17 protein-coding genes are annotated in these 24,387 nt (G+C 70.8%); 10 read left to right on the top strand and 7 right to left on the bottom strand.

Features of this window, described 5'->3' with window-relative positions:
* Positions 1 to 21: 21 nt before the first annotated feature.
* Genes ACZ7LS_RS31940 through ACZ7LS_RS31930 form a run of 3 tightly spaced genes read right to left on the bottom strand, consistent with a single transcriptional unit; the run spans position 22 to position 5,328 of the window.
* Positions 22 to 2,742, bottom strand: coding sequence for a TerD family protein (locus tag ACZ7LS_RS31940; RefSeq protein ID WP_385133821.1), 2,721 nt, complete (start codon positions 2,740 to 2,742; stop codon positions 22 to 24).
* Positions 2,732 to 4,798 (bottom strand): DEAD/DEAH box helicase family protein, encoded by a 2,067-nt coding sequence (locus ACZ7LS_RS31935; RefSeq protein ID WP_382871422.1) that lies wholly within the window; start codon positions 4,796 to 4,798, stop codon positions 2,732 to 2,734. Before ACZ7LS_RS31935 ends, ACZ7LS_RS31940 begins: the two co-directional genes overlap by 11 nt.
* Complete coding sequence (locus tag ACZ7LS_RS31930) at positions 4,795 to 5,328, bottom strand: hypothetical protein (protein WP_363149822.1); 534 nt, start codon at positions 5,326 to 5,328, stop codon at positions 4,795 to 4,797. The genes ACZ7LS_RS31935 and ACZ7LS_RS31930 overlap by 4 nt, the downstream gene beginning before the upstream one ends.
* Positions 5,329 to 5,890: 562 nt before the next feature.
* Here ACZ7LS_RS31930 and ACZ7LS_RS31925 point away from each other — a divergent pair.
* The 4 genes from ACZ7LS_RS31925 to ACZ7LS_RS31910 all read left to right on the top strand — a co-directional run bounded on the left by ACZ7LS_RS31925 (position 5,891) and on the right by ACZ7LS_RS31910 (position 11,103).
* Entirely contained in the window at positions 5,891 to 6,154 is a 264-nt protein-coding gene (locus tag ACZ7LS_RS31925; RefSeq protein ID WP_382871426.1) for a hypothetical protein, read from the top strand.
* Between the two features lie 2 nt (positions 6,155 to 6,156).
* A complete protein-coding gene (locus ACZ7LS_RS31920) occupies positions 6,157 to 7,119 on the top strand; it encodes a helix-turn-helix domain-containing protein (RefSeq protein ID WP_382871429.1) in 963 nt (320 codons plus the stop codon).
* 1,482 nt (positions 7,120 to 8,601) lie between these two features.
* Positions 8,602 to 10,482 carry a DnaB-like helicase C-terminal domain-containing protein gene (locus ACZ7LS_RS31915; RefSeq protein ID WP_382871431.1) on the top strand — a complete coding sequence of 627 codons (1,881 nt, stop codon included), beginning with the start codon at positions 8,602 to 8,604 and terminating at the stop codon, positions 10,480 to 10,482.
* Positions 10,483 to 11,103 (top strand): hypothetical protein, encoded by a 621-nt coding sequence (locus ACZ7LS_RS31910; RefSeq protein ID WP_382871434.1) that lies wholly within the window; start codon positions 10,483 to 10,485, stop codon positions 11,101 to 11,103.
* 301 nt (positions 11,104 to 11,404) lie between these two features.
* On the opposite strand, the gene ACZ7LS_RS31905 is transcribed toward ACZ7LS_RS31910, so the two are convergent.
* Complete coding sequence (locus tag ACZ7LS_RS31905) at positions 11,405 to 12,517, bottom strand: DUF3800 domain-containing protein (protein ID WP_382871437.1); 1,113 nt, start codon at positions 12,515 to 12,517, stop codon at positions 11,405 to 11,407.
* Positions 12,518 to 12,960: 443 nt separating this feature from the next.
* Positions 12,961 to 13,101, bottom strand: a complete 141-nt coding sequence (locus ACZ7LS_RS31900) for a hypothetical protein (RefSeq protein ID WP_382871440.1) — start codon at positions 13,099 to 13,101, stop codon at positions 12,961 to 12,963.
* Between the two features lie 219 nt (positions 13,102 to 13,320).
* Between ACZ7LS_RS31900 and ACZ7LS_RS31895 the strand changes: the two genes are divergently transcribed.
* Both ACZ7LS_RS31895 and ACZ7LS_RS31890 read left to right on the top strand, forming a co-directional pair.
* Positions 13,321 to 13,815 carry a hypothetical protein gene (locus ACZ7LS_RS31895; protein ID WP_031185858.1) on the top strand — a complete coding sequence of 165 codons (495 nt, stop codon included), beginning with the start codon at positions 13,321 to 13,323 and terminating at the stop codon, positions 13,813 to 13,815.
* A gap of 73 nt (positions 13,816 to 13,888) precedes the next feature.
* Entirely contained in the window at positions 13,889 to 14,011 is a 123-nt protein-coding gene (locus ACZ7LS_RS31890) for a hypothetical protein (protein ID WP_382871444.1), read from the top strand.
* A gap of 612 nt (positions 14,012 to 14,623) precedes the next feature.
* Here ACZ7LS_RS31890 and ACZ7LS_RS31885 read toward each other — a convergent pair.
* Together ACZ7LS_RS31885 and ACZ7LS_RS31880 are read right to left on the bottom strand one after the other, a co-directional pair.
* On the bottom strand, positions 14,624 to 15,745 hold the full coding sequence (locus ACZ7LS_RS31885) for a helix-turn-helix domain-containing protein (RefSeq protein WP_385133816.1): 1,122 nt from the start codon (positions 15,743 to 15,745) through the stop codon (positions 14,624 to 14,626).
* A gap of 9 nt (positions 15,746 to 15,754) precedes the next feature.
* Entirely contained in the window at positions 15,755 to 16,075 is a 321-nt protein-coding gene (locus ACZ7LS_RS31880; RefSeq protein WP_382871450.1) for a hypothetical protein, read from the bottom strand.
* 1,480 nt (positions 16,076 to 17,555) lie between these two features.
* On the opposite strand from ACZ7LS_RS31880, the gene ACZ7LS_RS31875 reads away from it, so the two are divergent.
* The 4 genes from ACZ7LS_RS31875 to ACZ7LS_RS31860 all read left to right on the top strand — a co-directional run bounded on the left by ACZ7LS_RS31875 (position 17,556) and on the right by ACZ7LS_RS31860 (position 23,868).
* Positions 17,556 to 19,511 (top strand): hypothetical protein, encoded by a 1,956-nt coding sequence (locus ACZ7LS_RS31875; protein WP_382871453.1) that lies wholly within the window; start codon positions 17,556 to 17,558, stop codon positions 19,509 to 19,511.
* Positions 19,511 to 19,924 (top strand): hypothetical protein, encoded by a 414-nt coding sequence (locus tag ACZ7LS_RS31870; protein WP_382871456.1) that lies wholly within the window; start codon positions 19,511 to 19,513, stop codon positions 19,922 to 19,924. Before ACZ7LS_RS31875 ends, ACZ7LS_RS31870 begins: the two co-directional genes overlap by 1 nt.
* 327 nt (positions 19,925 to 20,251) lie before the next feature.
* Positions 20,252 to 22,669 carry a hypothetical protein gene (locus ACZ7LS_RS31865; protein ID WP_385133812.1) on the top strand — a complete coding sequence of 806 codons (2,418 nt, stop codon included), beginning with the start codon at positions 20,252 to 20,254 and terminating at the stop codon, positions 22,667 to 22,669.
* 101 nt (positions 22,670 to 22,770) lie between these two features.
* Positions 22,771 to 23,868, top strand: coding sequence for a hypothetical protein (locus ACZ7LS_RS31860; protein ID WP_385133810.1), 1,098 nt, complete (start codon positions 22,771 to 22,773; stop codon positions 23,866 to 23,868).
* Positions 23,869 to 24,387: the final 519 nt, after the last annotated feature.

The raw sequence follows: 24,387 nt of genomic DNA, 5'->3' as shown, positions 1-24,387 counted from the left end.
TCGCGTGCCAGACAGGGGGTGTCAGGCTTCGACGTTGATGCCGTAGTCGGTGGCCAGGCCCGCGAGGCCGGTGTTGTAGCCCTGGCCGACAGCGCGGGCCTTCCATCCGGTTGTGTGGCGGTAGAGCTCCACTGCGACGGTGACGGTCTCGCCTGAGGAGAACGGCCCCGGCGCGAAGGCCAGTTGGGCGCCGGAAGACTGGGTGATGTCTGCGTGCCACTGGGTGTGCTGGTCGAAGACTGCGGTGGGCTGGGCCTCGAGGTCGATGCTGACGATGACGGCGATGGAGGTGATGTCGTCGGGGATGAGGTTCAGATCGGCGGTGACGGTGTCTCCTTTGACGCTGACCCCGTCGTGGCGGGGGTGGTTGTAGAAGACGAGGTCGTGGTCGTTGCGTACCTTGCCGTTGCGGGTGAGGAGTACAGCGGAGACATCGACGGGTGCGCCGGTGCAGGTGATGCGGACCGTCGTCGACTCCGTGGCCACGGCCGTGTTGGCACCCTTGGCCAGCAACTGCCCAGCAGGGTTTTTCCCGTTGCGGGCCGGGACGGTGGGGGAGGAGGGTGCGATCGGCGGCAGGCTGGTACCAGTAAGAGCCGCGATGACATGCTGGAGGATGGGCCAGCCTTCGGTTTCCTCGCCAGGCCAGGGCCAGGTCAGCCGCTGAGCGCCGAACTCCTTGGCGGTCGGCGGCCGCCCGAGTGCTTCCTGTAGTTGAAGGTGGCGCAGGCTTTCGGTGGCCAGGCGGCTGAGCTGCCACTGCCGTTGGGTTTCCTCCGGGCTGTTCACCCATGTGTCGTGGTCGACGGGCTTGCCGCCCAGCTCCTGGTACACCCGGCGGGCGAAGTCGTAGCCGTCGCCAGCCAGCAGGCGGGCGGGCCGCTCCTGCGGGGAAGACGCCGGCTCGCCGATGGCCGTGTACAGCGCCCCCAGGTCGCCGCCCATCCAGTGGTTGGCTGCCGTGGTCGCGAACCGGGCGAACTGGGGCAGTGTGGGGGGACGCCCCTTGGCGGCGACGAAGCGGTGATGCTGGTGGGCGACCTCCTCCAACTGGGAGCGCCAGCGGCCCTCCACGAAGGCACCGAGATACTGCTCGGCCCAGGCCCGCCGGTGTCGTGTGATGAGGTCCCGTACCTGCTCGAAGCCGTCCCGGCGGGCGCCGTGACTCATGCTGGAGGTGAACGTCATCTGCCCGTACGGGGTCTCGACCGTACTGTCCTTGCTGTCCGTGATCTCCTCCTCCGGCCCCAGGAGTTGTTCGGCGGCTTGCAGTTCGCGGAAGAAGGCGGTGTCGACCGGGCATCCGGCCGCGCGCAGGGCGGCCAGCGGCCTGCTGTAGTAGCGGTCGACGCGGTCCAAGCTGGTGCGGGAGTAGGGGCCTTCGCACACGAACCAGGCGGTCAGGCCCACGCCGTGCCAGAACTCGGCCGCAGGACCGAGGGCTTCGGCCATGGTCTGGTGCGGGCGCGGGTTGCTGACGATGCTGCTGGGATATCGCGGGAGCGTCACCGTCTCCCACAGCCGCCCCACCCGTTCGAGGACATCGGCGGGCAGACGCTGCCGGTACAACTGGGGGGTCAGCCCCTTCTCGGTCCGGTTCAGACTCATCAGATCCTGATCGACCAGCCCCCACAACGACGGCATTCCCCGTGACTGGCCGGCATGCGCATGGTCGAAGCCCGCCCACCAGCCGCGCAGGGCCGCAGCCCGCTCCTCCACCGGAGACAGAGAACTGCCGCCGCCGAGGAAGGCCGCGAGCATCGCATGGACCTCGTCTTCCGCGATGCCCGCCTCGGCCGCCATGCCGGCCGTCTGCGTGGCCATGCCGACGTACAGACGCGGCTCGGGCAGAGCGGTGATGATCTCCTCATCCGGGTGAGGGGGAGCCTGAAGGTAATCCAGCACAGCCAGCCAGTCACCCCCGAAGTACGCGGAGACGACCGGCTGCAGCTCTTTGGTGAGCACCCGGCGCGCCAGGGCTGTTCCCGTCCTGGCCTTCTTGGCGAAACCAGCCATCAGCCCTTGCAACCGCTGGATCCGGTGACGTGCGGCAAGCTGCACGAGGTCGGCGGCGGCAAGGGTGTCCAGCAAACGAAGGCGGGCCTGCTGCTGTCCCGCACGGTCCAGCTGGTGCCAGCCGCCGCCGAAGCGGAAAGCTTCCAGCGCGCTCTCGTCGATGCCCAGCAGCCGGTAACGCTCCTCGATGAGTGTCCAGAACCGCTGCTGTTCTGTGCGGGGGAAGATCTCTCCTGCCGCCCGCAGCCGGATGGGCTGAAGAAGTGTCTCGAACAGCGGCACCAGCAGCGCCCACAGCAACACCGTGTCCCAGCCCTCCACAGCGGTGAGGCGGGCGGTCTCATCGGCGGCCAGCGTCAGAGCGTGGCCAGGGCGTTCCCGCAGCAGATACGGCAGATTGACTGCCCCTGCCTTGACCGAGAGCTTCTGCGGCAGGTACCACGCCCCGAGCCGCTGCTGCTCCTGGACCCCGAAGGCGTTGACGCAGAAGACTTCCTCTTCCCGGGTGAGGGCCGTCACCTTGGCGGTGTCCGGCGTCTGGCGTCCTCGGCCGGGGACGACGGTGGCCACCGGCCGTCCGGCGAGCCCTGCGGCCAGCAGCCTGGCCGCCAGGGCGTCGATGTCGGCGAACCGTTGCTGCTGCCCGGCCGCCCCCTCCAGGGCGAGCGCCTGCTCGTAACTACATTCCACGGCCGGCTGCCACCAGCGTGTCGGGTCACTGGCCACCGGTCAGCCTCCGCATGTACTCGACGAACTGCTCAAACGGCACCGGCGCAGCGGTGTTCTGCGCATAGACGGCGTAGCGCTGGGCCATCAGCTGCATCTCCCGCTCCGTCCTTCGGGCCTCCACACGGTCCAGCTCGTGCACCACGCGCTGCTCGACGCGTCCCCGCTCGTACAGCACGAACGCGTCCACCCCGCCCAGACCTCCACCGGCCCCCTCCGCGGCGCCGCCGGGGCCGGGGAGATCCCCTTCCATGGTGGTGGCGTCGATCAGCGGGACATCCAGGAGCACAGCGGGATCCATGTCGTTGTCCGCGCACATGGCCTCCAGATGCTCCTCCAGGCCGAGTTCGGCATGGCAGACCATGTCCAGATACTGCTGGTCGGCAGCCACCGCGGTCTGGCGCAGGACGCGGACACCGCGGCCGACGAACTGGTAGAACTCGCCGAAGCTGCCATAGGGGCGCAGCGGCACGACCACGGTGATGGGCGGGAAGTCGTAGCCCTGACCGAGCATCCGCAGCTGCACGATGCCCTGCAGATCCCCGGCGTCGGACTCGAAGCGCCGCCGGGTGGAGGCGATCGCGGAGGCGGGCATGCTGTGGTGCAGCGTGGCACTGGGGATCCCGTACTCCTCGGCGATCCGCGCGATCTGTTCAGCATGCGCCTGGCCCATCGCTGCGAACAGCACCCTCGGCTTGACGGGCGCCAGCAGCTTGGCCTGCGCATCCAGACACGCCCGCGTCACGGCCATCACCTGGCGGATCGGCGCCTCGGACTGTGCGGTGATGCGTGCCATCTTCCGCTCGTCGCCCAGCGTGGCCAGCAAAGCATCACGGCCCACGATCTGCTCGCGCCGCCCGTCCGGCCACACCGCCTCATACACCGTCGACGCCACCTCGGGAGCGAACCGGTGCACCCGCAGGTTCTTCGCCGACCCGTCCGCGACGGAGTCCACCAGCCGGTAGCGGTAGACGACATCGGCGTCGATCGGCTTGCCGTCCAAACGCTGGAAGCACGCCGACATCAGCAGTGTGCGCGCACCCTGGAAGTGGGCGAACAGCCGCTGGTAGGAGGCGCTGGCCGCGATGTGCGCCTCGTCGACGACGATGAAGTCGATGTCCTCCGGATCCAACTTGGCCAGCAGGTCTCCGTCACTGTCACCCGTGCCCAGCGCATGGAAGTTGGTGACCAGGATGTCCGCGTCCAGCAGCCGCTCACGGCTGACCTGGCTGATCTGCCCGTCGTCCGCGTCCAGGACGAGCGTGGCCGGCGGAGGGGCACCGGGCAGCAGCGGCCCGCCCGCCAGCCCATACAGGACGTTGCCCGGCATCCCCGCATCGAGGGCCTTGGCGAAGGTGCCGCGGATAACCGAGCCCGGGGTCACCACCAGCGCCCGCCGTCGGCTGAACGACAACGCGGCCGCCACCCCCAAGGCCGTCTTGCCCGACCCCACCGCCATCACCGCAGCCGCATGCCGGCCGCCGGAGGCGTAGTAGTTCGCCAACGCGGCCAATGCCTCGTCCTGGCACGCCCGCAACGGCGCCCGGTCCACCCTGGCCTGTACACCGGCGAAGTACGCCCTACCTGAAGGCAGTTCGGCACCGCCAGGCGGATCGGCCGCCCGCATCGGATCGCCGGCCATGTCCGGGATCTCGATGCGCGGCACGGCAGTCACCAGCGGCGCCAGGAGCGGATCCTGCCTCAGCATCGCCTGCAACTGGGCCACGCAGCGCGCCGTGTCTGTACGCACCGCGTCGTAGGAGAACCGCAGCACCGTCAGGCCGGTCGCGGCCAGATCGTTCTGTCGCAGCCGGTCGTAGGTGAACGCGGCCCGGTCACTGTGGAAGGCGAACCCGTCGAGCTCGACGGCCAACTGCAGCGCCTCACCCGCGATCAGGTAGTCCAGCCGGTAAGTGCGCTCGTTGACGGTTACTGGGTGCTGACTGCGCACCCGCGCAACGATCGACGCCTCCACGGCCGGTGTGAGCACCCACCGCAAGAACGCCTCCTCCAAGTAGGAGGCAGCCGGGATCAGTCGCTCCAGACCCGCACTCATGACGATCCACCCTGTGCCGCAGCCTCTGCAACCAGCGCCTGGGCTTTCTCCGACAGCCGGGCCGCCACATCCTCGCCCTGCCCGAAACGGGCCAACCGCCGCGCCAGCCCAAGTGCTTCCGTGAAGGCGCCCTCGCGCTCCAGCAGGCCGATCAACCGTGGCACCGAGGACACCCGCACAAACGCCGCCGGAGCATCAGTGGTGTCGAAGGACACCGCGTGCGGGATTGCTTCCATCAACTCCAAGTCCAGCAGGGCGAACACCTCAAGCGCGGCGAGGGCCCCAGGCTCCGCACGACGTGTACTCCACAGCCGATCGACCGCGCTCTGCAGAACAAAGTGGTAGTCCCTGGCCGAGCCCGGAAGCTCCAGCGCCTCCCAGACACGGGCAATCAGCTCAGCGCCGCGCGCGTCGAACGGCACATGCCGGCTGGCCGGTGTCGCAGACGTACTCCCCTCGGCGGTCGGCCACATCGGCGAGCCGTACGACTCGTCCGGACGAACCCCTGCGCCCGGCAGCGCCTCCCGCATGACACCCGGGCTCCCGGCAAAGGCAAGGCCAGGGACAGCCGCCATGCGCTCAAACCACGCCCCCACGTTCCCCCTTCACACAAAGAGGCCTGCACCCTCACATACAGCGAAGTCGCCCCACCCGCCCCCTGCGGTACTTCATTGTCGCAGCCACACACTCTCTGCACCCCGAAAGCGGATATGTACTCCGCTCTCCGTCACCCATCCCGGCGGGCTGCTGCCAGCCAAAGAACGGGAACCAGACGCCCTTGTTGCCCACTCGACCTCGTGTCCTGAGTCGGGAATTTCGCTTCACACGCCTCTCGGCCAGCTGCACCAGGGACGGTGCAGGCCCTGGACGGGTTCGGGTCAACCCGATTTTCCAGGTGGTCTGAGCAGGGACGAACGACGTACCTGCGTTTCACGACGGTGAACACGTCAGCCTGAACGGGCGCCGACCAGACTGGCCTTGAGAGCGTCGGCGAGGGAACCTTGAGGCATCGACGGCGGGATACGCCTCGCACCAATCCCTTCCCGAATCACCCGGGTTGGGCGCCTCACCCCTACCTTCCTGGAGCTGCTCATGTCCGCCCTTCCCCTGCCCGCCGCCAGCCCCGAGCCGCCGGCGTTCTGCGCCAGCCACCTCCCCGCCCGCACCCAGCCGAGTCGGCTGGGCATCCCCGAGGTCGTGGTCATCGTCGTGGTCGTCCTGGCCTCGGCCGGACTGGCCGCCAGCAACCGGCCCGTCCCGGCCGTGCTGGTCGTGGTGGCCGCTGCAGTGGCCGACCTGATCACCGGCCGCCGCTCCAGCGACGTCGCCAAGCCCTTCCGCCGCCGCAGCCGGTGACGATGGGCCGCCCCACCAAACCCGTCGCCGTCGGCACCAGCCCCCGACTGCGGGCCCTGGCCGCCTACCTGCGCCAGCTCAAGGACGAGACCCGTACCACCTACGCCACCCTGTCCGAGCGCACCGGCCCACCGAACACGCCCGGGTACCGCGGAGCCTCCACCCTCAGCCAGGCCGCCCGCGGCACCCACCTGCCCCCGCTCGAGACCGTCCTCGCCTACGCCCGCGCTACCGGCGACCCCGGCAGCCACTCCACGCAGCGGCGGGAAGCGACAGCCCTGAGCCTGTGGAAGGCAGCTGCGATCGAGAAGGCCCGCCCGCACCTGGCCGGCCGCGGCCGACGCACCCGGCAGGTCCGCACCCCCGCCTCCCTAGGCCAGGAACTGACGCGGCTGCGCCTGCGGGCCGGCCAACCCTCTTACAGCGCCATCGAGAAGGCGACCAAGGCCGACGGGCACCGTGTACCGCGTTCGACAGCCCACCTGATCCTCAACGGGAAGGTCCTGCCCAGCCGAGAGCAGCTGTCCGCGCTCCTGAAAGCCTTCGACGTGAGCGTCGTGGACGCCGCCCAGTGGCACGCGGTCCTCGACCGTATCGAGGACCGCCGGCAACCGCCCGAGCCGCCCCGGCGAGGGGGAGGGTACGCGTGCGCGGACGCCGACCCGGCCGTGCAGGAGTACCTCGAACGCCGCGAGCGCGACGAGGAGATCAAGCGCCGTACCGGGCAGATCCATCCGGACGAGACGTACGAGGACTACGAGGAACGGATGCGCGAGAGGGTGTTCCAGCAGCAGACCTCGGACGACTGGCTGTACGAGGACTACGACGAACCCGAGGGCGACGACGAGCCGGAGGACGAGGCCCAGTGGCAAGCACGGGCCACTGAGCAGGCCGCCTTCCGAGCCCAGATGAAGGCCTCGGTAGAGCGCGCCACCCCCACGGGACAGGTTGCCGATCACGCCTGACAGCTCTACCGGCCTACCGTCTTCCGCCCAGCGCCACCCATTCTCCCGGGCAGGATCGGGCGTGATCACCCGCGACTCCCACCCCGGCGTTACATAACCCCGGCCAATGTTATGTACCGTCAGCTAGACTAGGTGGCGGCGTTACATTTTTGGCGGCCCGGTCGTTCCGCACCTACCGGCGGACGCTGCCGAGCCGACTGCCCGACGTTCCCCTCACAACCCGCTTGCCGCTTCTACCCTTGGAGTCCCCGGGTGTCCTCCTCGCGTTCATCCCACACCGCCGGTGAGGCGTCTTCCGGCGCTGCCGTGCCGGACAACCCCGCCCACACTGCCCCGCCTGCAGCCTCAACGGAGCCGTCCGACCAGGCTCCGAGCTGGGCGGGCAACTGGCCCCTGAGTTTCCCGACACCTCCCACCCCGTCCGCAGCGGCCAAGACAGCCTCCGAAGACGCCGGCCGCCGACACAGCGAGGACAGCCAACCCGAGTCAATTGAGGACCCGTTGACCAAGCCGGGAACAACCTCCACCGCCCCTGACGCGGAAACACCACACTCCCTGCCGCGCACCGGTCCGGCGACCCTGCACGAGGCCCGCAGCACACTCAAGCAGATGATCAACGCCGCCATCGAAGGGCAACCCACACCCCTGACTCGCGGCCCGCACCATGCACTCCTCACCACCCCCGCCCACGCAACCGAACTGGGATGGGACCTCACCCAAGCCCCAACCCATAGCTTCGCGGGCGCCCGCAAAACGCTGGGGGACCTGATCCAGTACGGCGCGGAGGGCCACCCCCAGGTGCTGTGCCGCCACAAGACCCCCGTCGCCGTACTGCTCGCCGCAGCCGCGGACGGCACCCTCGCCCCGCCCGCACCTCAAGCCGAGCCCGCACCCGACACAGCAGCTCCGGCTGCAACAGCAGCCCTGGACTCCACCACAACACCCCCTGAGGGCCAGCAAGCGGTCCAGAACCCCCTACTGACCACAGCAGCTGAAGCCGAGGCCGCCAGAGACCTCGCACCCGTGCCGACGACTACCCCTGCCGAAGCGGCCGCTGCACCCACCACGCCCTCGGAATCACAGCCGGAACCGGCGCCAGCAGCCCAAGACACGCCTGCGCCTGCCAGTACACCCCCCGCCTCACCCGGCACCATCCCGGCCCCGCCGACCATCCCCACCGGCTCGCCAGCTGCTACCGCTCCAACCCCGGCCACCCCCACACCCGGCCCTCTGGCACTCCAGCACCCGGTCACACCGTCGACCGCCCTCCCTGTACCCCCCTCGGCCCCACCTGAGCAGGGCCCGCCGGCCCCCACTCCCGCGACGCCCGGCACCGGCTACGATGCCGCCATCCCGGCCAGCGGCCCACCAGCCATCACTGCGCCGCTCACTCCGCGACGGCTGGCCGCACTCGCGCAAGCCCTGGACACCGTCCTCCCGACTACCGTCCCCACCGGTGAAACCACCACACCCACACCCCTGATGGGCCTGCCGACGGGCATCCGCACCCTGGACGACGCCCTCGGCGGACTTCAGCCCGGCCGCTTCTACCTCGTTGCCGCCGCCCCAGGCGCCGGATCCAGCCTGATCGCCACCGCCGCCGCACGCACCAGCGCCCTCGACCAGCACCAACCCGTCCTGTACGCCGCCTCCGGACTCACCCGCGCCGACATCGCCGCCCGAATCGTTGCCGCGCACTTGCCGGTCGACTACCGCCGCCTGCGAGCCGGCCGCCTCACCCCCACCGAACAGGACGACACCGCAGCCCTCCACCACCACCTGGCCGCAGCCCCGCTGTACATCGACGACGGATCCAACCTGACCACCGACGCGATCACCGAGAGCGTCCCGCATCTGCCGGGCCTGGCCCTCGTCGTGGTCGACCGCTTGCAGACCACCGAAGACCCCCGGCTGCCGCTGTCCGGCCCGCTCCAGATCACCGACGCCGCCCAGGCCCTCGCCCACCTGGCCCGCACGCACGAGCTCCCCGTCCTCGCCGCCGTCGACACCGACGACCCCCACCTGATCGCCGCACTCAGCCTCGACATCACCATCACCCTGGCCCGCGACGCCGACCAGATCCACGCCACCATCACCGAACGCGACCTCGGCCCGCAGACCACCCTCACCCTTCACGCCGACCTCGCCCACGCCCGCATCACCGACCTCTACGCCAGCCCCACCACCCCAGCGCCACAGACACCACCCCCAACCCCCTCGGCCGCGACCCCGCCTACCCCCGCACAGACCCTGCAGGTGCCCCTCCAAGCCCCCACCAGCCCGCCCCCGGATCCCACGCCCGCCGAGCCTGCCCCGACAACCAACACCGCCGCCCCACCCAGGCCATCACCCCGCCGCACCGCCCCACGCCCGCCCGAAGGCGGCTACGCAAACCGGGACTACAGCTACTTCACCGGCATGATCACCCGCGCCGTCGACGAAGCCCTCCACGACCACGACGGTGACATCGCCGCCGCAACCGAAGCTCTGGTGAAAAAGGCCGTACCGAACGCAATGGCCCTGTTCGAGGCGACCCGCGTCGGCGGAAATTACGAGCACACCGTCTACCCGGAAACCCTCGAATTCCTCCGGAAGAAAACCAAGGACGGCGCCGACGAAATCTGGGAAGGCCGCCACAACTGGACCAACACCCACCTCACGGACGCCCTGCAAAACGGCACCCACCCCCCGATCAACGTCAACGCCCTCGACACCAACGCCAGCTTCCTGTCCGCCTTCAAGACCCACCTGCCCATCGGCGCCCTGATCCACGACCCCAACGGAGGCTTCGACCCCAAACGCTCCGGCATCTACCGCCTCCCCACTCGCCCCACCTGGCACCACCCCGACCTGCCCGACCCCATCGGCAACCGCCGCGAAGACGGCCCCGTCCTCCTCGACGACGCCACCATCCGCCTCCTCATCCGCTGCGCCCGCCTTGGCCTGTGCGAGGCCCCGCACATCACCGAATGCTGGACCTCCGGCACCAGCGAAGGCCTCCTGGAAAAATTCCGCCGCGTCCTGACCGAGGCCCGCACCAACGCCCTCGAAACCGACGACACGGTGACCGTCGAATACATCAAAGCCATGTATTCGAAATTCACGTCCACCATCGGAGAATCAAGCGTCAACCGAGACATTCGCCGACCCGACTGGATGCACATCATCCGCTCCCAGGCATTCGCCAACCTCTGGTACAAATCCCACCGGGCCCACAGCAACGGCCTGACCGTCGTCCGCGTCCGCGGTACCGACGAACTCCACGTCGCCGGCGACTGGCGCACCGTCTTCACCAAAGGCCGCCTCACCACCCAGATGAAACAAAAGGACCAGTACCCCCTGCCGAGGAAGAGCGCCCGATAGATGTCGACCGACGGATGGAAAAACTTCGGCAACTACGGCGCAGACCGCGACCCCGGAAACGTCCACGGCAAAATCGCCCTCGCCCGCGCCCTCGAAGACGCCCTCGAACGCATGATCATCGACGGCGGAATCAAATCCCCCGTCGACACCCGCCGCGGCCTGAAAGCCCGCATGCGCTACCTCACCACCACCAAAGGCGGCCCCCAAGCCCTGGCCGACGCCGGCATCCACGCCAGCCCCACAACGATCCGCGCCTGGACCCGCGGCACCCAGCGCCCACGTCCCGCCAACCTCGAAGCGATCGACACCGCCTACTGGAACCTTCGCGCCCACAACGTGCTCGCCAACCCCGGTGCCCTCAAGCAGCACCTCAACCGCAACGGCCGCGGCACCCGCATCGAGATCCACCCCGTCAACCAGGCCGCCGTCGACGAGCCACGCCGCCGCGACAACCTGAGGATCCAGCACCGCCAGGTCCGCTACATCTGGGACGACGCCGTCGAAGCCCTCGTCGCCAGCGACCTGAACACCATGGAAGACCTCTGGGACGACATCATCGCCGAACTCGACTCCGACTGGGGCGCCTACACCTACGTCTCCTACATCGGCATCGGCGCCTGACACGACCGCCTGCAGCCTGCCTGACCGGCTCAAGACGGCGTCCAGCGGCCCAAAGACTCCCGGGCTCTGCGCCCGGGTGCGGTTGCCGGCTCCTCCGCCGGAAGAGAGCCATTCCCGGCACGAGCGGTTGGCCATCCGCCCGGCGCCCCCGCAGTCGGCCTGACCGGCCGCCTCCCATCCAGGCCAGGCCGCATGCAGAGCGGATACCACCCACCTCGTCGCCGAGCCTCCGCCCGGCTGGGGCTCGGCCCGCCCTGTGCCCCAGGCCGACGACCCCGATGCCGGGCGGCCGGATGCCGATTCAACGGCGTACGGGCCGCTCCTTGACCGATCGGAGCTGAGCGGCGGGGTCGTCGTAGGGGAGCAGGGAACTCTGCTCGACGAAGGACGTGATGACGGGCCACAGGCCCTCGCCCACGTCGGAGGGGTTGCCTTCGTGACGTTCGGTGACGGCTGCTGCCGCACCGGCCAGGAGGTCGGCGAGCTGGATGGAGGGGTGGTCGACAGAGTCACCGCGGACGACGGTGGCGACATCGGCACCGCGTTCCCGTGTCAGCAGGGTCATGCCGACAGGAGCGCAGGCGTACTCTCGCACGGTCCGCAGGGCGTCGTCGGTGAGCATCTGCTGTTCATCGGTGAGGACACTGACACGGCCGACACGGCGGTTCCACCGGTGGGCCGTCTGGGCAACTGCGGGGATGAGCATGTCCAGCTGCGGAAATACCGGGTCGGCCGGGTCCTTGTGGAAGGTGGCGGCGTAGTCGCGGGTCCCGCGCAGCCTGGCCAACAGTGCGGTGACCGCTTTCCTCGTCGAGGCCGCCCACGCCTGGTCGAGGGCGGCCACGAACACGCCGAGCGCCTCGTCCTGCCGGCTCGTGCCGCGCCGGGAGGCCAGCGTCACGAACGCGGACATCAGCTCCTGGAAAAGGGTGCCGCGCAGAGCCCGCGGTCCTTCGAGCGCGAGCGTGCGCGCCAGAGCACGGGCCTTCCCGTCGGCGTACAGGTTCCCTCCTTCGTCGTGCTCCTTCTCTTCCAGCAGCAGGTCGATCACTTTCGCTGCTGCCGCGTACTCCTTGTCGACCACGTACACCGAGCACCTGTCGTGGAGCGCACCGCCGGGCTCCCATAGCTGCTGCAGCAGCGGCCACCGATTGGTGCGGTTCTTGAACAGGTCGAATTTCAGTTCCTTGGGCTGCCGGATTCCGGCCTGGTCCCGCAGCTGCTGTATGAGTGCGGCTGCTTCGACGTCATCGACGGCGACGGAGGCATAGATCATGAACCGGCGCTGGCGGCCGACGAGTTGCTCACCGTCCCAGCCGGACTCGTCGCAGGCGATCCACCGCCCACGGTCCTCACCGTCTGTGGTGGCCTCGGGCTGGTTCAGCTGGGTGTACTTCTCTCCGGTCAGCGGCACGACGGCATTCTCCCTGCCGCCCGGAACCTGCCCGCACCGGGATCGAGACGGGCAGTCCGTGGGACGATGGCCCGCAGGCCACGCCCGTCGGTGAACAGGGCCCGGCCGTGGTCAAGCAGGAGGCAGCATGCCGAGTTCACGAGCCGGGCGCGGCTGTCTTCGACGGTGCGGTTGGAGAATTACCGCTTCAGGCTGACAGCACCCCCGCCGTCGACCGACCGATGCGAGGGCGTCAAACTCGCTCCCCCCGGCCCCCAACATCGCCATCTGCGTAGCCCTGCACCACCACCCACGCTCGCAGCGCCCTTCCACACCGGGATCGCGGGGCGGACCGCACAGGCGTTGAGGCGGCGTGCGGTTGCTTCTCCAGGACTCTGTCACGCCGCCCCATGACTGTCCCGGTCCGCTGCCTGGCTATGCCGCCGTCACCGGCCGGATGCCTCCTAGGCACCGGGCAGCCGCAGCAGCCCCAGTCCGGTGTCGGCCTGTTCGGCAAGCGGCGCCTCCAGCCAGGCGGCGAGCGCGGCGATCTCGGGGGCCAGATACATCGCGAGTGCGTGGGGGATACCGGACGGGTTGACCATCTGAGGGACGAGGTGGGAGACGACCAGGGGCGACCCGGACTCGTCGACCCTCGCCCGCAGGCGGGCGAGGACGGGGGTTGTCGGGCATCAGCAGCCCGTGCATCACGTACAGGAAGCCGATCATGGCGAGTATCCGCGCCACACTGCGCGCCGCGGCGATCTCAAGGCGCCAAGGAAGTCATGGCTCATTGTCAGTACCAGGCTCGATAATCCGGAGTCATGGTCAACGAGTTAGAGGGGCCGGCGGCTCGCCAGCGCGTTACCGCAGCGTACGCAGCTCACGAATGGGCTCCGCACCCAGACGTCGACTTCGAAGATTTGAGAGCGGCGACGAGGCTGGCGTGGGCAGAGCTGGAACGTGCAGGCGCGCCATTGGACGCTCCCGGAGGGCGTCTCTACCTGCTCGGCTTTGTGGGCCCTGGTCCTGATCTGAAACTGGGCATGATCACGCGGAAGCCCAGCAGTCCGGACAACTCCGTGTTGAAGTACCTGAAGAGCCACGAGCGCAGGGCCAACGCCTACAGATGCTTCCTGGTACGCGGATGGATCTCGCGGCCGGTCAAGGCCATGGTGCGTGACTGGGAGGAGAAGGCTCTCAATGCCGTTGGGGCGCTCGACGGCACGTTCCGCGACGGCGAGTATTTCTATGACGTGGACTTCGATGCGGCCGTCGCGGCAGCGCAAGCCGCACGTAGGAACTCGCTTGCGCACTGAGTACATACGCTCCCGGGCACACTCCGGGGCCAAGTCTGGCGATACCGTGGAAGCACATGCCAGGAAGCCCCGGATGAGCGAGCAGTCGGCCCCCACGCCCGACTGTCAGCCCCTCGATGAGCATGCCGCCGCGTCTGTCCGGGCGTACGCGGCCGACCGGCGCGCGAAGGTCGACGTCCTCGCCTCCGTGCTGTAGGAGATCGCGGACAACGGCTACCCAGCCGCAGAGTCGGGCGTGCCGTGGGAGGAAGCCCGGGACGCCTACTTGGAAGGCCTCGCCGGCGAGCAGCCCCGTGTCGCCTGAGCACGCGCCACACGGCGAGAGACCCACCGCCCGGACCGCGCGATCGTCGCGATCAGCGTCAACCTGATGGTCTGCAGGGAAGTGCCCGTTGTCCTTCGTCATCTGAGTGTTGTTGGCGCAGGCGTGGTGACCTGGTGGTTGACGCTGACGGGTGGTGCCCACCGTTGCTGACATGAGTAACGAAGGGTTATGCCATTCTCACGGACCACCAGCCTCCCCGGCCAACGGCCGGCCCCGTGCTGGAGATTTTCTGGAGGCTGTCATCGAGTCCCCGTATGTCCGCATCACCGTGTTCGGCGTCAGCCGGGCGGACGTCCGCACCGAGTTCCCGCTGACCGAGGGGAACATTCGAAGCGCTTATGAGGAACAGCCCGCATACATCCGTGCCGAGGCTGGTCGTGTGACCGTGGCCTTCGACGACGCCGGACCGACGTGCACTTACTACAGCGAGCGCCCGGCGGACTGGGAGGGGGCGGAAGTTGCCGCCGAGCGCTGCTGTGGCGGTCAGGCGGCGTGGGTGCCGGTCGTGGGCGGTGGCGGTGCCGGGACGCGGGCGCGTGTCAGCGTCGGGGGAGGGCCGGGCCGTTGCCGGTGGGTCTTGGTCTGGTAGATGACCGTGCCGCCGTCGGGGGTGTGGGCGATGAGGTCGATGCCGTGGTCGTCGGTGTCGGGCCGGGTGGGGCCGGTGCCGTGGGTGAGGAGGTGGCTGGCGGTGAGCCAGTCGGGTGGGGTGGTGCCGTTGCGGTGTGCTTCCCGGCTGGCCGAGCGGTACATGACGGCGAGGGTGTCCGCGAACACCTGCACACCCGTGGCCATGACGGTGGGGGCGTTGCGGATGCCGGGGTCCGCGGCGAGGGCTTCGATGGCCGGTCTGATGCCTGCGGCCAGCCGGTCGACGTCGTAGCGGTCGCGGTCTGCGGCGAGGGCTTCGAGGACTGGTCTGATGCCTGCGGCGAGCCGGTCGAAGTCGTAGTGGGCGCCGGTGTCCGGTCCGCCGTGGGCGAGGGGGAGGGGGTGGGTGCGGCGGATCAGCTGCGTGAGCTGCCTGCGCGGGGGTGCGGGGCGGGTGCCGCGCTGGGAGGTGACGTGGTGGTAGGCGCCGAGGTACGGGCGCTGTGCGGCGGGAGGGATGCCGCACACGGTGAGGACTGTGATCAGCTGCTCGCGGCTGGCGGGCAGGGCCTTGCGGTTGACGATCCGCGACGCGGTGGCGAGCGGCACCCGTGCCCGGCCCGGCCGGTCGAGGTCGCGCAGGGGCGGGGCGCCGGCCCGTTCGTACGCCGCGGCCAGGACGAGGCTGAAGTCGCGCGCGTCGTGGACGAGGTGGGGGGCCGGTGCGCGGAGCGAGGGGAGCTTGCCGCGCTGGGAGGTGCGGCCGAGGGCGTGCAGGCGGCGGGCCTTGTCCCGGTCGGCCGGGGCGGCGCCGCAGGCGCGGAGGTAGGCGCCGAGGACGGCCGCGGTGGGTGGGGCGGTGCCGGACTCGGCGCGCTGGACGGCGCCGCGGGAGACGTTGGCGGCGTCGGCCAGAGCGCGCTGGGTCAGCCGGGCGGCTCCGCGCAGGGCTCTCAGGTGCCCGGCGAGACGGGCGAAGTGGCGGTCCGGGACGGTGGCGGGGCAACGGGTCATGTCCGGCGCCTACTTGTCCGCGCTGGAGCGTACGGCGGCCTCGACGAGGACCGTCATGAGGCGGCGTCCGCCGCCGGCGGCGGTGAGGGTGGCCGCGCCGATCGCCCCGCAGCCGCCCAGGAGAGCGAAGACGGTCTCCAGCTCGGTGCCGGCGAGGAACAGGCCGGTGCCGAGCCCGAGGACGGCGATCAGCAGGATCAGCGCGTGGGTGGGCCCGAACCGCCCGGCGGCGCCGTCCGGTTCGCCGCCGCCCGCTGGCGCTTCCGCGGCGGGTGCGCAGGTGCATGCCGGGGCGGGCCCGGCCGGGTGGGGAAGAGGGGGAAGGCTCATGATGCGCAGGACTCCATCCTGACGGGCGCCGCCGACGGCATGCCGGGGCTACTGGTCGCAAAGTGACGCAGTCCTTAAGGCAGTTGGCCCTGCCGTTGGTCGGGCTGCGCGGCACACAGCCTTCCACGATCCGGTATCCCGCCGCCCCGCCCCGGTGCGGCTTTTGTCCGGTGTGCGGCTTGCTGGCCCCGCCGGTGTTCCCCGTCCCGCCGTGAGATCCGACGCCCGCCGGGCCCGCCAAAACCGGCCCGGTGACGACGGGTTGCGCGTCTGCCGCCCCCGTGGCGGCCCACCGTTTGTTCCGGCCGACTTGCGGCCTAGGCCGTATCAGCAAGACGGTGGTCCCAGCACGACACCGGCGGCGAGTTCGCCGGTGTCCTCCTGACGGCTACTGGTCGCAAGCCCGAACCCGTTTCAGGACTTCCGGTCAGGCGCGTTGGCCCGCGCCCGCCGCCACGTCAGGTCGGCACCGCCCTCGGTGCCGACCTGACGTGCGTCCAGGGTGACGGCGGTGACTTTCCGCGCGCGCCGGGCCTGCGGGGAGGCCGTCGCGCAGCTGCTCGACCGGCCCGGCGCGGGCGGGTGTCGACGAGGAGGGCGTTGCCACGGGGAGCGTCGTGGTGGCCGACGTTGCTGGCGATGATGATCCGGCTGTTGGGTGATGTTCGGCAGAGTTCGGCGGTGTTCGGGGCTATCCGGTGCCACCGGGAAATCCCGTACATCGTTCAGAATTTGCTCTCCCCAGAGCACCACGGAGTGTCACCGCCGCATGCTGTCCCGCCTGACCCACGGGCCGTTCAGCCCCGCCCGGGTCGCGACGGGTACCTGCCCCGCTGTACGCCCCGCCGCGACGGCGGGCTGCTGCGCCTCGTCCGCCGCGAGCGCGTCGCAACTCGGCGGCCCGGCCCGGGGGTTCGTCCGTCGTACGGGACCCGCGCTCCCAGAGTCGGGGGAAGCGCGGGTCCCGGGACGTCGTGGAACGGGTCCGGCCTGCTGCTCGTCACCCGCCGCGCGCCGTACCGCGCCGCGGCGGAGGCCGTACGACGGTGTCGTCCGCTGCGCCCCAGCGGAGTGGCCCGTCGAGATGGCCGCAGCCTACGCAACCCCACCCAGCCCCTGATGGGCCGTCGGACGAGCGTGCAGGTCACAGCCGGTCGGATCGGAAAGGCCATCAACTCGCGTACTGCGCCCGCTCGGACGGCTGTACGCTCTTGTCATCGCCGCCGCCGAGGGCGGCCTGTTGTGCAGCCGGTGGACACCGCGGTATCCACCGGCAAGACCTGAGTACGCCGCCTGCACGTCATGGGGGGGTACCCGGATCCGCCTGCAGGTCACCGAAGCGACGCCGGGTCAGCCCAGCGACGGACCGCGGTCCTCGCCGAGCGGGCACGGGTGCGTGGCGCTCCGATGGCGCTCTGCTCGCGTATGCCGATCACCGGCCGCGAGTCCGCCTCGCGCCGGCCCATGCGAGTGAGGCCCTGTGAGCACCATCGACGAGCACGACGACATCGAGGGCATCGAGGTTATCGACATCCGCTCCGGCGACCGTTCGACGCCGTTCGAGCACCGCGTCGAGCCGGTTAGCAAGACCACCAAGGCGATTCAGTTCCTCGAGAACCACCCCGACGTCCAGATCTCCCACGCCGCCGTCCGCCGGATCGCGTTCGGAGCGGTCGAGCCCGGACTCCTCGAAGGCGCCCGCCTGGAGCGCCACCGCGTGGAGACCGGCTGGCTGAGCGTCATCTCCTACCGCGCGTACACGCTGCTGCTGTCCCCCGCGATCGAGAACGACCGGCTCCTCGACGAGGCCCACTACGCGGCAGACCCGGACACCAGCGCCAACCTGCGGGTCCTGTCCATGCCCACCGCGCACGACACCGACGCCACCCTCGTCTACGCCGACGCCATGGACGACCTCCTCGCCGCCATCGACCGGGCGTCCAAGGGCGTGAGGAAGAACAACCCGCAGGAAGTCGGCCGACGCATCGTGGAGCGGCCCCTGACGGCCGTCCCCGCCACCTTCCTCAACCCCGGACGCCACCCCGACGACGACCTGAGCCTCGTCGACGGCAACAGCCGCTGGGCGTCCTGCACCGCCGACATCAAGGTCCCGGCCAGCTCGATCCGCCCCACCAACGCCAAGGACCCCGACAGTCTGCTTCCGTCCCATCTCATGCGGCTTCCCCTCGCCGAGCGGCGGGATCTCGTCCGGGAGATCGTCAAGACCGCCCACCGCGACATCAGCGCCGCCACCGGCACGAGCAGGGCGGCCCGTGCCAAGCGCGACCAGGCAGCCAGGCTCCTCAACGCGATGACCGTCCCGGTGCAGGTCATCGTCGGCTACACCGACGACAACCCGACCATGGGCATGGGACGCTTCCCCGTCGCGGTCCGCTCGCTGCTGATGCGCATGAACATCGGAGTGAAGGAGTTCAAGGAGCCCTCGAAGAACGGTGTCACCGCCGAGGAGATCGTCACCGCCCTGTTCGACGCCGGCGAGTTCGGCGACAACGCCCAGGCTGTGCGGGACGTCCTCCTCGGCCGCGCCGACGTCACCGACGCCATGAAGTCCCTCAGCCTCAACCCCGCCTTCCGCGACCTGCGGTTCACGTTCGTCGTCCAGCAGCTCACCCGCAAAGAGCCCCGGCTGAACGAGGTCATGGCCGCGAAGCTCGACAAGCACCGCCTCCAGGTCACCCACCGCAGCGGCCCGATTGTCGAACTGGGTCTGCGCTCGTACTCCAGCCTCCCCAAGGAGAAGCTGGCGCCCGTGCGCACCGCGCTGGACACCGGCTGCCTGTGGCAGGCGCTAACCGACTACGAGTGGTCCGTCGAGAACATCGACAACGACCAGGCCGTGGACGACCTTCTGGAGCGCGCCGACAACGGCGATATCCCCGCCCGGCTGCTCCTCGGCGTGCTCGCCATGGTCACCCTCGTCACCAGCGGCTACCTCCTCGCCCCCGGCGGCTCCGCCGAGCAGATCGTCGGCAACATCAAGGTCATGCGGGCCGGCGTCGGCACGGTCATCAAGACCATCCTCGACACGAAGGAAGGCCGGCAGGTGTTCGCCGACGCGATCAAGCGGATCCGGGCTGGCCTGCGCCCGCGGTGGTGGGCCGACGGCCACCTCGTCGAGCGCGACGGCTGGAAGGGCAGCGACTTCAACGCCCACCTGCGCCTCGCCGCCAACCACGGGTTCAACCCCGAGGGCTACCAGAACGACCCCACCGCTACCGAACTCGAGGACAAGGCCCTCACGGCCTTCCAGACGTCCCTCACGGCGGCCGCCACCGACCTCGACGACCTGATCGCCCTGCGCAAGATGAACGGCACCACCACCGAACTTTCCTGGACCGTCGTGGAGCTGTCCTTCAAGCAGCTCAGCTTCATCGGCAACGACCTCGCCCGCATCTCCGAGGGCGAGCCTCGCTGATGACCGACACCACCTGGGCCGGCGTCGTCGTCATCACCGACGACCGGTACGCCATGCTCGCCCACCTCGCGGGCCAGTGGCTCGTCGAACCGCACCCCGAGCCGATCCCCATCGGCAAGGACTCCGGGTACGAGGACAAGGCCATCTACGTTGCGGTCAACCGCAACGGCAACGCCTGTTACTGCGGAAAGACCGCCCCCACCCGGGCCCTGAACCGGGGGGCCGCCGCGACCAGGCTCGGCCAGCACATCAACCGCAGCACGTCGAAGCGGGACGAGTGGGTCGAGTACTGGGTGATCCCGCTGCATGACGCCACCCCCGGCCACGTCGTCTCCGCCCTGGAAAAAACCATGGCCGCCCGCCTCGGCATCCCACTCGTGCACCGGACGCGCATCCCGCGCCGACGCACCTGACCCCCGGCTGGCCGAAACCACGGCCGGCACCGGAAACACACAAGGGCCCCCCGCACCGGAAGGACGGTGCCGGGGCCCACCCGCTCCGGGGCCAACTGCCCCGGTCCCGCATCCGAGAGACCAGGGTCCCGAAAGGGACCCGACCCCCACCCCCACCTGGCCCCCGACAGGGGGCACACCCCGCTGGCCAACGGCCAGCCCTTTCCCGATCGAAGTGCTGCTCCCCGTTCGCCCTTGCCGCGGCGCGCACCGACCTGACCACCGGGGGCCGCCTGAGGGGCTTTCACAAATACACTGAAGGCCGCGGCGAAGGACCTGCTGGCCGCGGTGGACGCCCTCCCGCCGCTGGCCGTCGAGGACTCCACGTCCGGCGAGCCGCCCGCAGCCGCCCGCACCGGACAGCCGGCCGCCTGGGCCAGCGCTCCCAACGCCGCCAACTCCAGCTCCGGGGCACCGGCGGGCCCGTCGGTGACGGTGGGCGCGGGGTGGGAGCGGGTGTCGGCGGCGGCCGGGGTGCTGCGCGGTGAGCTGGAACGTCCGGGTGGCTTCCACCGGGCGCGGGCCCGCGGCATCGTCGAGCGGCTGATGAAGGTGGAGCTCGGGGCGGCGCAGGAGACGGCGCTGGACGTGTGGGGAGCCGTCTACGGGGTGGCCTCGGGCATCCTGCACGGCAGCGCCGCCGGCCCCGGCGAGGCCGTCCAGCTCTACGCCGATCTCCTCGGCGCGGCCCACCAGTTGCTGGTGCCGCTCCCGGACCGGGCGGCCCGCGTCCTCGAACTCGCCGCCCTCCAGGCTCCGGGCGCGGCCGAGGCCGCCGAGCTCGCCGGGTGGGCGGACCCGCGCGCCACCGACTACTTCTTCCGGTGCGGCCCGGCGCCGGTGTGGCTGAACGTGCTGCAGGAGCACGCGCCGCACCTGCTGATGCCGGACGGGGCGGCCGGCGGACAGTGGCCGGCCGCCCCGTTCCTCGACCACGTCGCCGGCGCCGACCCGGATGCCGCCCGGGCGTGGCTGGCCGCACCGGCCGGCGAGGGCGCCGCCGCGGTCGCCCGTACGCAACAGGTCGCCGCGGCCGGCCGGTTGGCCTTGGACGGGCTGCTGGGCCTGGCCGTACGCCACCGGGACGTCGTCGACGCCGGCCAGCTGCGCGCCGTCCTCGCCCACCCCGGCGTACGGGAGAGCGGGGGCGCGGTGGTGGGGGCGACGCTGCGCCTCGCGGCCCGGTGGGCCCGCGCCATGCCGCGTACCGGGCGGACGCGCGAGTGGATCCTCGTGGTCGAGGTGCTGCTGACCGGCGCGGTCGAGGACGAGCATGCCGGCCACCTGTCCCTGCGGGCTGTTGCCGAGCGCGTGGCCGCCGCCGAGGCCCGGGCCAAGGAAGCCGCGGACGCGGGGGATGCCGCCGCGGCCGAGGCGGTGGTCACGGCCGCGCTGGCCCGCGAGGAGGAGATGCGGGAACTGATCGCCGAGCAGGCGGCCGCGCACCTGCCCCCTCACGAGGTCGCGGTGCTGCTGCGCGAACTCGCGTGCACCGCCTACCCAGCCGGCCGCACCGCCGGAGCGCACCCGAACATCGCGATGATCCGGGCCGCGCTGGCCGGCCTGCTCGCCCGCGACACCGAGCTGCTCCCCGCCGCCTCCCGCTCGCTCGTCTACGGCGCCGACCTCGACCAAGTGCACGCCGGGGATCCGGCCGCGTACGGCGGGCCGCGGCTGGCGCGCACCGTGCTCGATCTCGCCGCGGCGGACGCGGACGCCGGCGTGGGTCTGGCCGAGCGAACCCGCTGGCTGGCCCGGGTAGCCGCGGTCGACGGCCGGCTGATCGCCGCCCACCTCGCCGCCCGTCCGCCCGCCGGCTCCGCCGTGCCCGCCGGAGGGCCGGCCGAGCAGGAGTGGTGGGATCAGGCCGTCGTGCTCGCCGTGCGCCTGGTGGGCGGTGAACCCGCGCCGGAGGCGGCCCGCCTCGTCGAGCTCGTGCTCGGCTCTTGCCCGCCCGAGCGCTCCGCGCAGCTGGAGACGGACGTCCGTACGGCGCTCGGCACCCCGCCGCCGGCCGCCCGGGTGGCCGAGGTCCTGCCCGACGGCGCCGAGCGGGTCGACGGCCTCGCCGAGCCCCTCGCCTCGTGGCTGCGGGTATGGGACTGGTCGCCCGTCCTGCCCGCGCGGCTGCTGGCCGGCTGGGAGCCGGTGCTGGACACGGTGAAGCACCTTCAGCCAGCCGGCCCGTCCGACCCGCGCACCGCGCCCATGCTGGAGCCGCACAGGGCCACCACGGCCCTGGACGCCGAGGACCTGGCCGAGGCAGCCGCCGGGCACGGTCCGCCGGCGGCCGCCGCCGCTCTGGCCGCCGCATCGGATGCCGGCGCGGAGGGCTACGCGATGGTCCTGCACCGCCTCGTCGCCGCTGACCCGGCCGCCTGGACCGCCGACGTGCCCGCCGTCCTCACCTCTCTTCAGCTGCCGGAGCTCGGCGCGTTCTACCTCGCCGCGGCCGCCGTCCTCGCCGACCGCCCCGGCTCTGCGCTCGCGGACGCCGTCACCGCGGTGCTCGACGTACGCCGCCGCCTCGACGAGACGGCCCCCGCCACCGATGCCGCGGCCTCCGACGACCGGAGCACCGCGGTGTTCTTCGCCGACCAGGCCCTGTTCGACCTCCTCACCACCGTGTGGCGCACCGACACCGCCCTCGCCGGCGACCAGGAGAAGGCCGTCCTGGCCCACCTGCACGCCCTGGCCGCCCCCTAGCGCGCCCCGCCGCCGTCCCGGTCCAGGACACCCTCGCCGACGGTTCCGGCGCTGCAGACGGCGGGGGAGAGGACACGGCGCTGCTGGGGTCGGATCCGTCAGTGCGGGCGCTGGGGTGCCTGCTCGAGTACGCCGTCCACCGGGCCCGCACCGCCGGGGAGATGCCCGCCGACGTCCTTCAGACGGTGGCCGGCGCGCTCACCGCGCGCGGAGACCAGGACGCGGTGGCCACCGCGATCGGGGTGCGCCTGCCCGCCCTGCACCGGCACGCCCCCGACCACCGGACCGCGCTCTACGGTCTCGCCCCCGGCCGCCCCTCGCTGGCCGACTCCTGGCTGCGCTGGGGACCGTACGACCGCCAGGTCCTCGCCGCCCTCGACCGGGCCGAGCTCCTCGCCGCGCTGCGCGACGCCTCCCCCGGCCCGGCGCCCGGCGCCGCCGCCCACACGGCGGCCGTGCTCCTGGCCGACCCCGCCTTCCTGGGCGATCCGGCCGTCTTGTGGGCCGAGTTGGCCACTGGCAGCGGGGGAGCGGACGCGGCCGGCCTGCTGCTGGCCGCCATCGCCACCCGCACCCCGCGCACCGACGGCCCCGTTCTGCCCGACGCCGCCGAACGACTGGCCGCGGCGGCCGACCTCTGGCGCGCAGCGCTCGCGGCCGGCCTGCCGTCCGGCGCCCTGGCCGGCGCGGGCGCCTTCGCGGACACCGGCCTCGACGAGGACCTGTGGCTGTCCCTGACGCGGGCGAGCGCCGAGCACACCCCGGCCCTGACGGACGCCGACCTCGTCGCCGAACGCGCCGCCCGCCACCCCGACAGCGAGGACGCACTCCTCCTGACCGCGCAGCTGTTCACCCACCCCGCCGAGACCGGGCAGGACACAGCCGTACGACGCCACGCCCTCTTGGACGCCGCCGCAGCCCGGCCCGCAGACGAACACCCCGCCGCGCTAAGGGCGTTGAGGGAGATGCTGTCAACTCCGGCGACATCGACGCCGCCCAGGCCTGAACCGTCGTACGACGGCGCCGAGCAGCCGCTCACGCGCGCCCAGCGGTGGAGGGGACGCTGTTGCGGGGCTGTGCGTGCCGGTTGTCCGCCGGACCGGGCCGTCGTTACGGCTGCGCGTGTGATGGTCTGCAGGGACGTTGTCCCTCGTCATCTGAGTGACGCTGACGGGTGGTGCCCACCGTTGCTGACATGAGTAACGAAGGGTCATGTCAGTCTCACGCCGACCACTAGGAGAATACTATCCGGAGGGAATCAGTAAAGAATATCCAACCCTTCGCCAGAAAAAGATGATGCAACGCGAATGAATGAACCAGAAATATGCCTTTCTCTCGGCTTCAAGGGGCGAAGTATTTCGCAAGAGGTATAGACCACTACTTCCAACACGGAGAGTAGTCGTTACATAAATTATGTACCGACCCCGAGAGCGGTACATAATGGGTACACATCAGATGCAGGAGAGGACGCCCGGAGGGCGGTGGTTCAATACAAGTCAAGCCCAAGAGATTAAATTAGCAGGTCAGAAGCGCATAAGGAGTCAGCAGAGCCTCGATGTCGCCACTCCAATTACGTAACGGACCGACGAGAGCGGCTATGGTCGGCCCTAGCCAGCCTGTAACGTCGCGGAGCGGCGTTACAAAACCGTCGCGGAGCGGCGGTGCGACGGTCCGTCACGTAGTGACGGCGCGTCATGTCTCCGGAGGAGACGGCGCGC

The sequence above is a fragment of the Streptomyces sp. NPDC039430 genome (assembly GCF_055639435.1).
The sequence above is the reverse complement of the archived record's forward strand: the minus strand, read 5'-3'. Positions and strand labels throughout refer to the sequence as shown.

Coding starts and splice junctions, on each gene's coding strand:
- ACZ7LS_RS31935 (WP_382871422.1), bottom strand. CDS start 4,798: ATGAGTGCGGGTCTGGAGCGACTGATCCCGGCTGCCTCCTACTTGGAG.
- ACZ7LS_RS31930 (WP_363149822.1), bottom strand. CDS start 5,328: ATGCGGGAGGCGCTGCCGGGCGCAGGGGTTCGTCCGGACGAGTCGTAC.
- ACZ7LS_RS31925 (WP_382871426.1), top strand. CDS start 5,891: ATGTCCGCCCTTCCCCTGCCCGCCGCCAGCCCCGAGCCGCCGGCGTTC.
- ACZ7LS_RS31920 (WP_382871429.1), top strand. CDS start 6,157: ATGGGCCGCCCCACCAAACCCGTCGCCGTCGGCACCAGCCCCCGACTG.
- ACZ7LS_RS31915 (WP_382871431.1), top strand. CDS start 8,602: ATGGGCCTGCCGACGGGCATCCGCACCCTGGACGACGCCCTCGGCGGA.
- ACZ7LS_RS31910 (WP_382871434.1), top strand. CDS start 10,483: ATGTCGACCGACGGATGGAAAAACTTCGGCAACTACGGCGCAGACCGC.
- ACZ7LS_RS31900 (WP_382871440.1), bottom strand. CDS start 13,101: ATGGTCAACCCGTCCGGTATCCCCCACGCACTCGCGATGTATCTGGCC.
- ACZ7LS_RS31895 (WP_031185858.1), top strand. CDS start 13,321: ATGGTCAACGAGTTAGAGGGGCCGGCGGCTCGCCAGCGCGTTACCGCA.
- ACZ7LS_RS31890 (WP_382871444.1), top strand. CDS start 13,889: ATGAGCGAGCAGTCGGCCCCCACGCCCGACTGTCAGCCCCTCGATGAG.
- ACZ7LS_RS31885 (WP_385133816.1), bottom strand. CDS start 15,745: ATGACCCGTTGCCCCGCCACCGTCCCGGACCGCCACTTCGCCCGTCTC.
- ACZ7LS_RS31880 (WP_382871450.1), bottom strand. CDS start 16,075: ATGAGCCTTCCCCCTCTTCCCCACCCGGCCGGGCCCGCCCCGGCATGC.
- ACZ7LS_RS31870 (WP_382871456.1), top strand. CDS start 19,511: ATGACCGACACCACCTGGGCCGGCGTCGTCGTCATCACCGACGACCGG.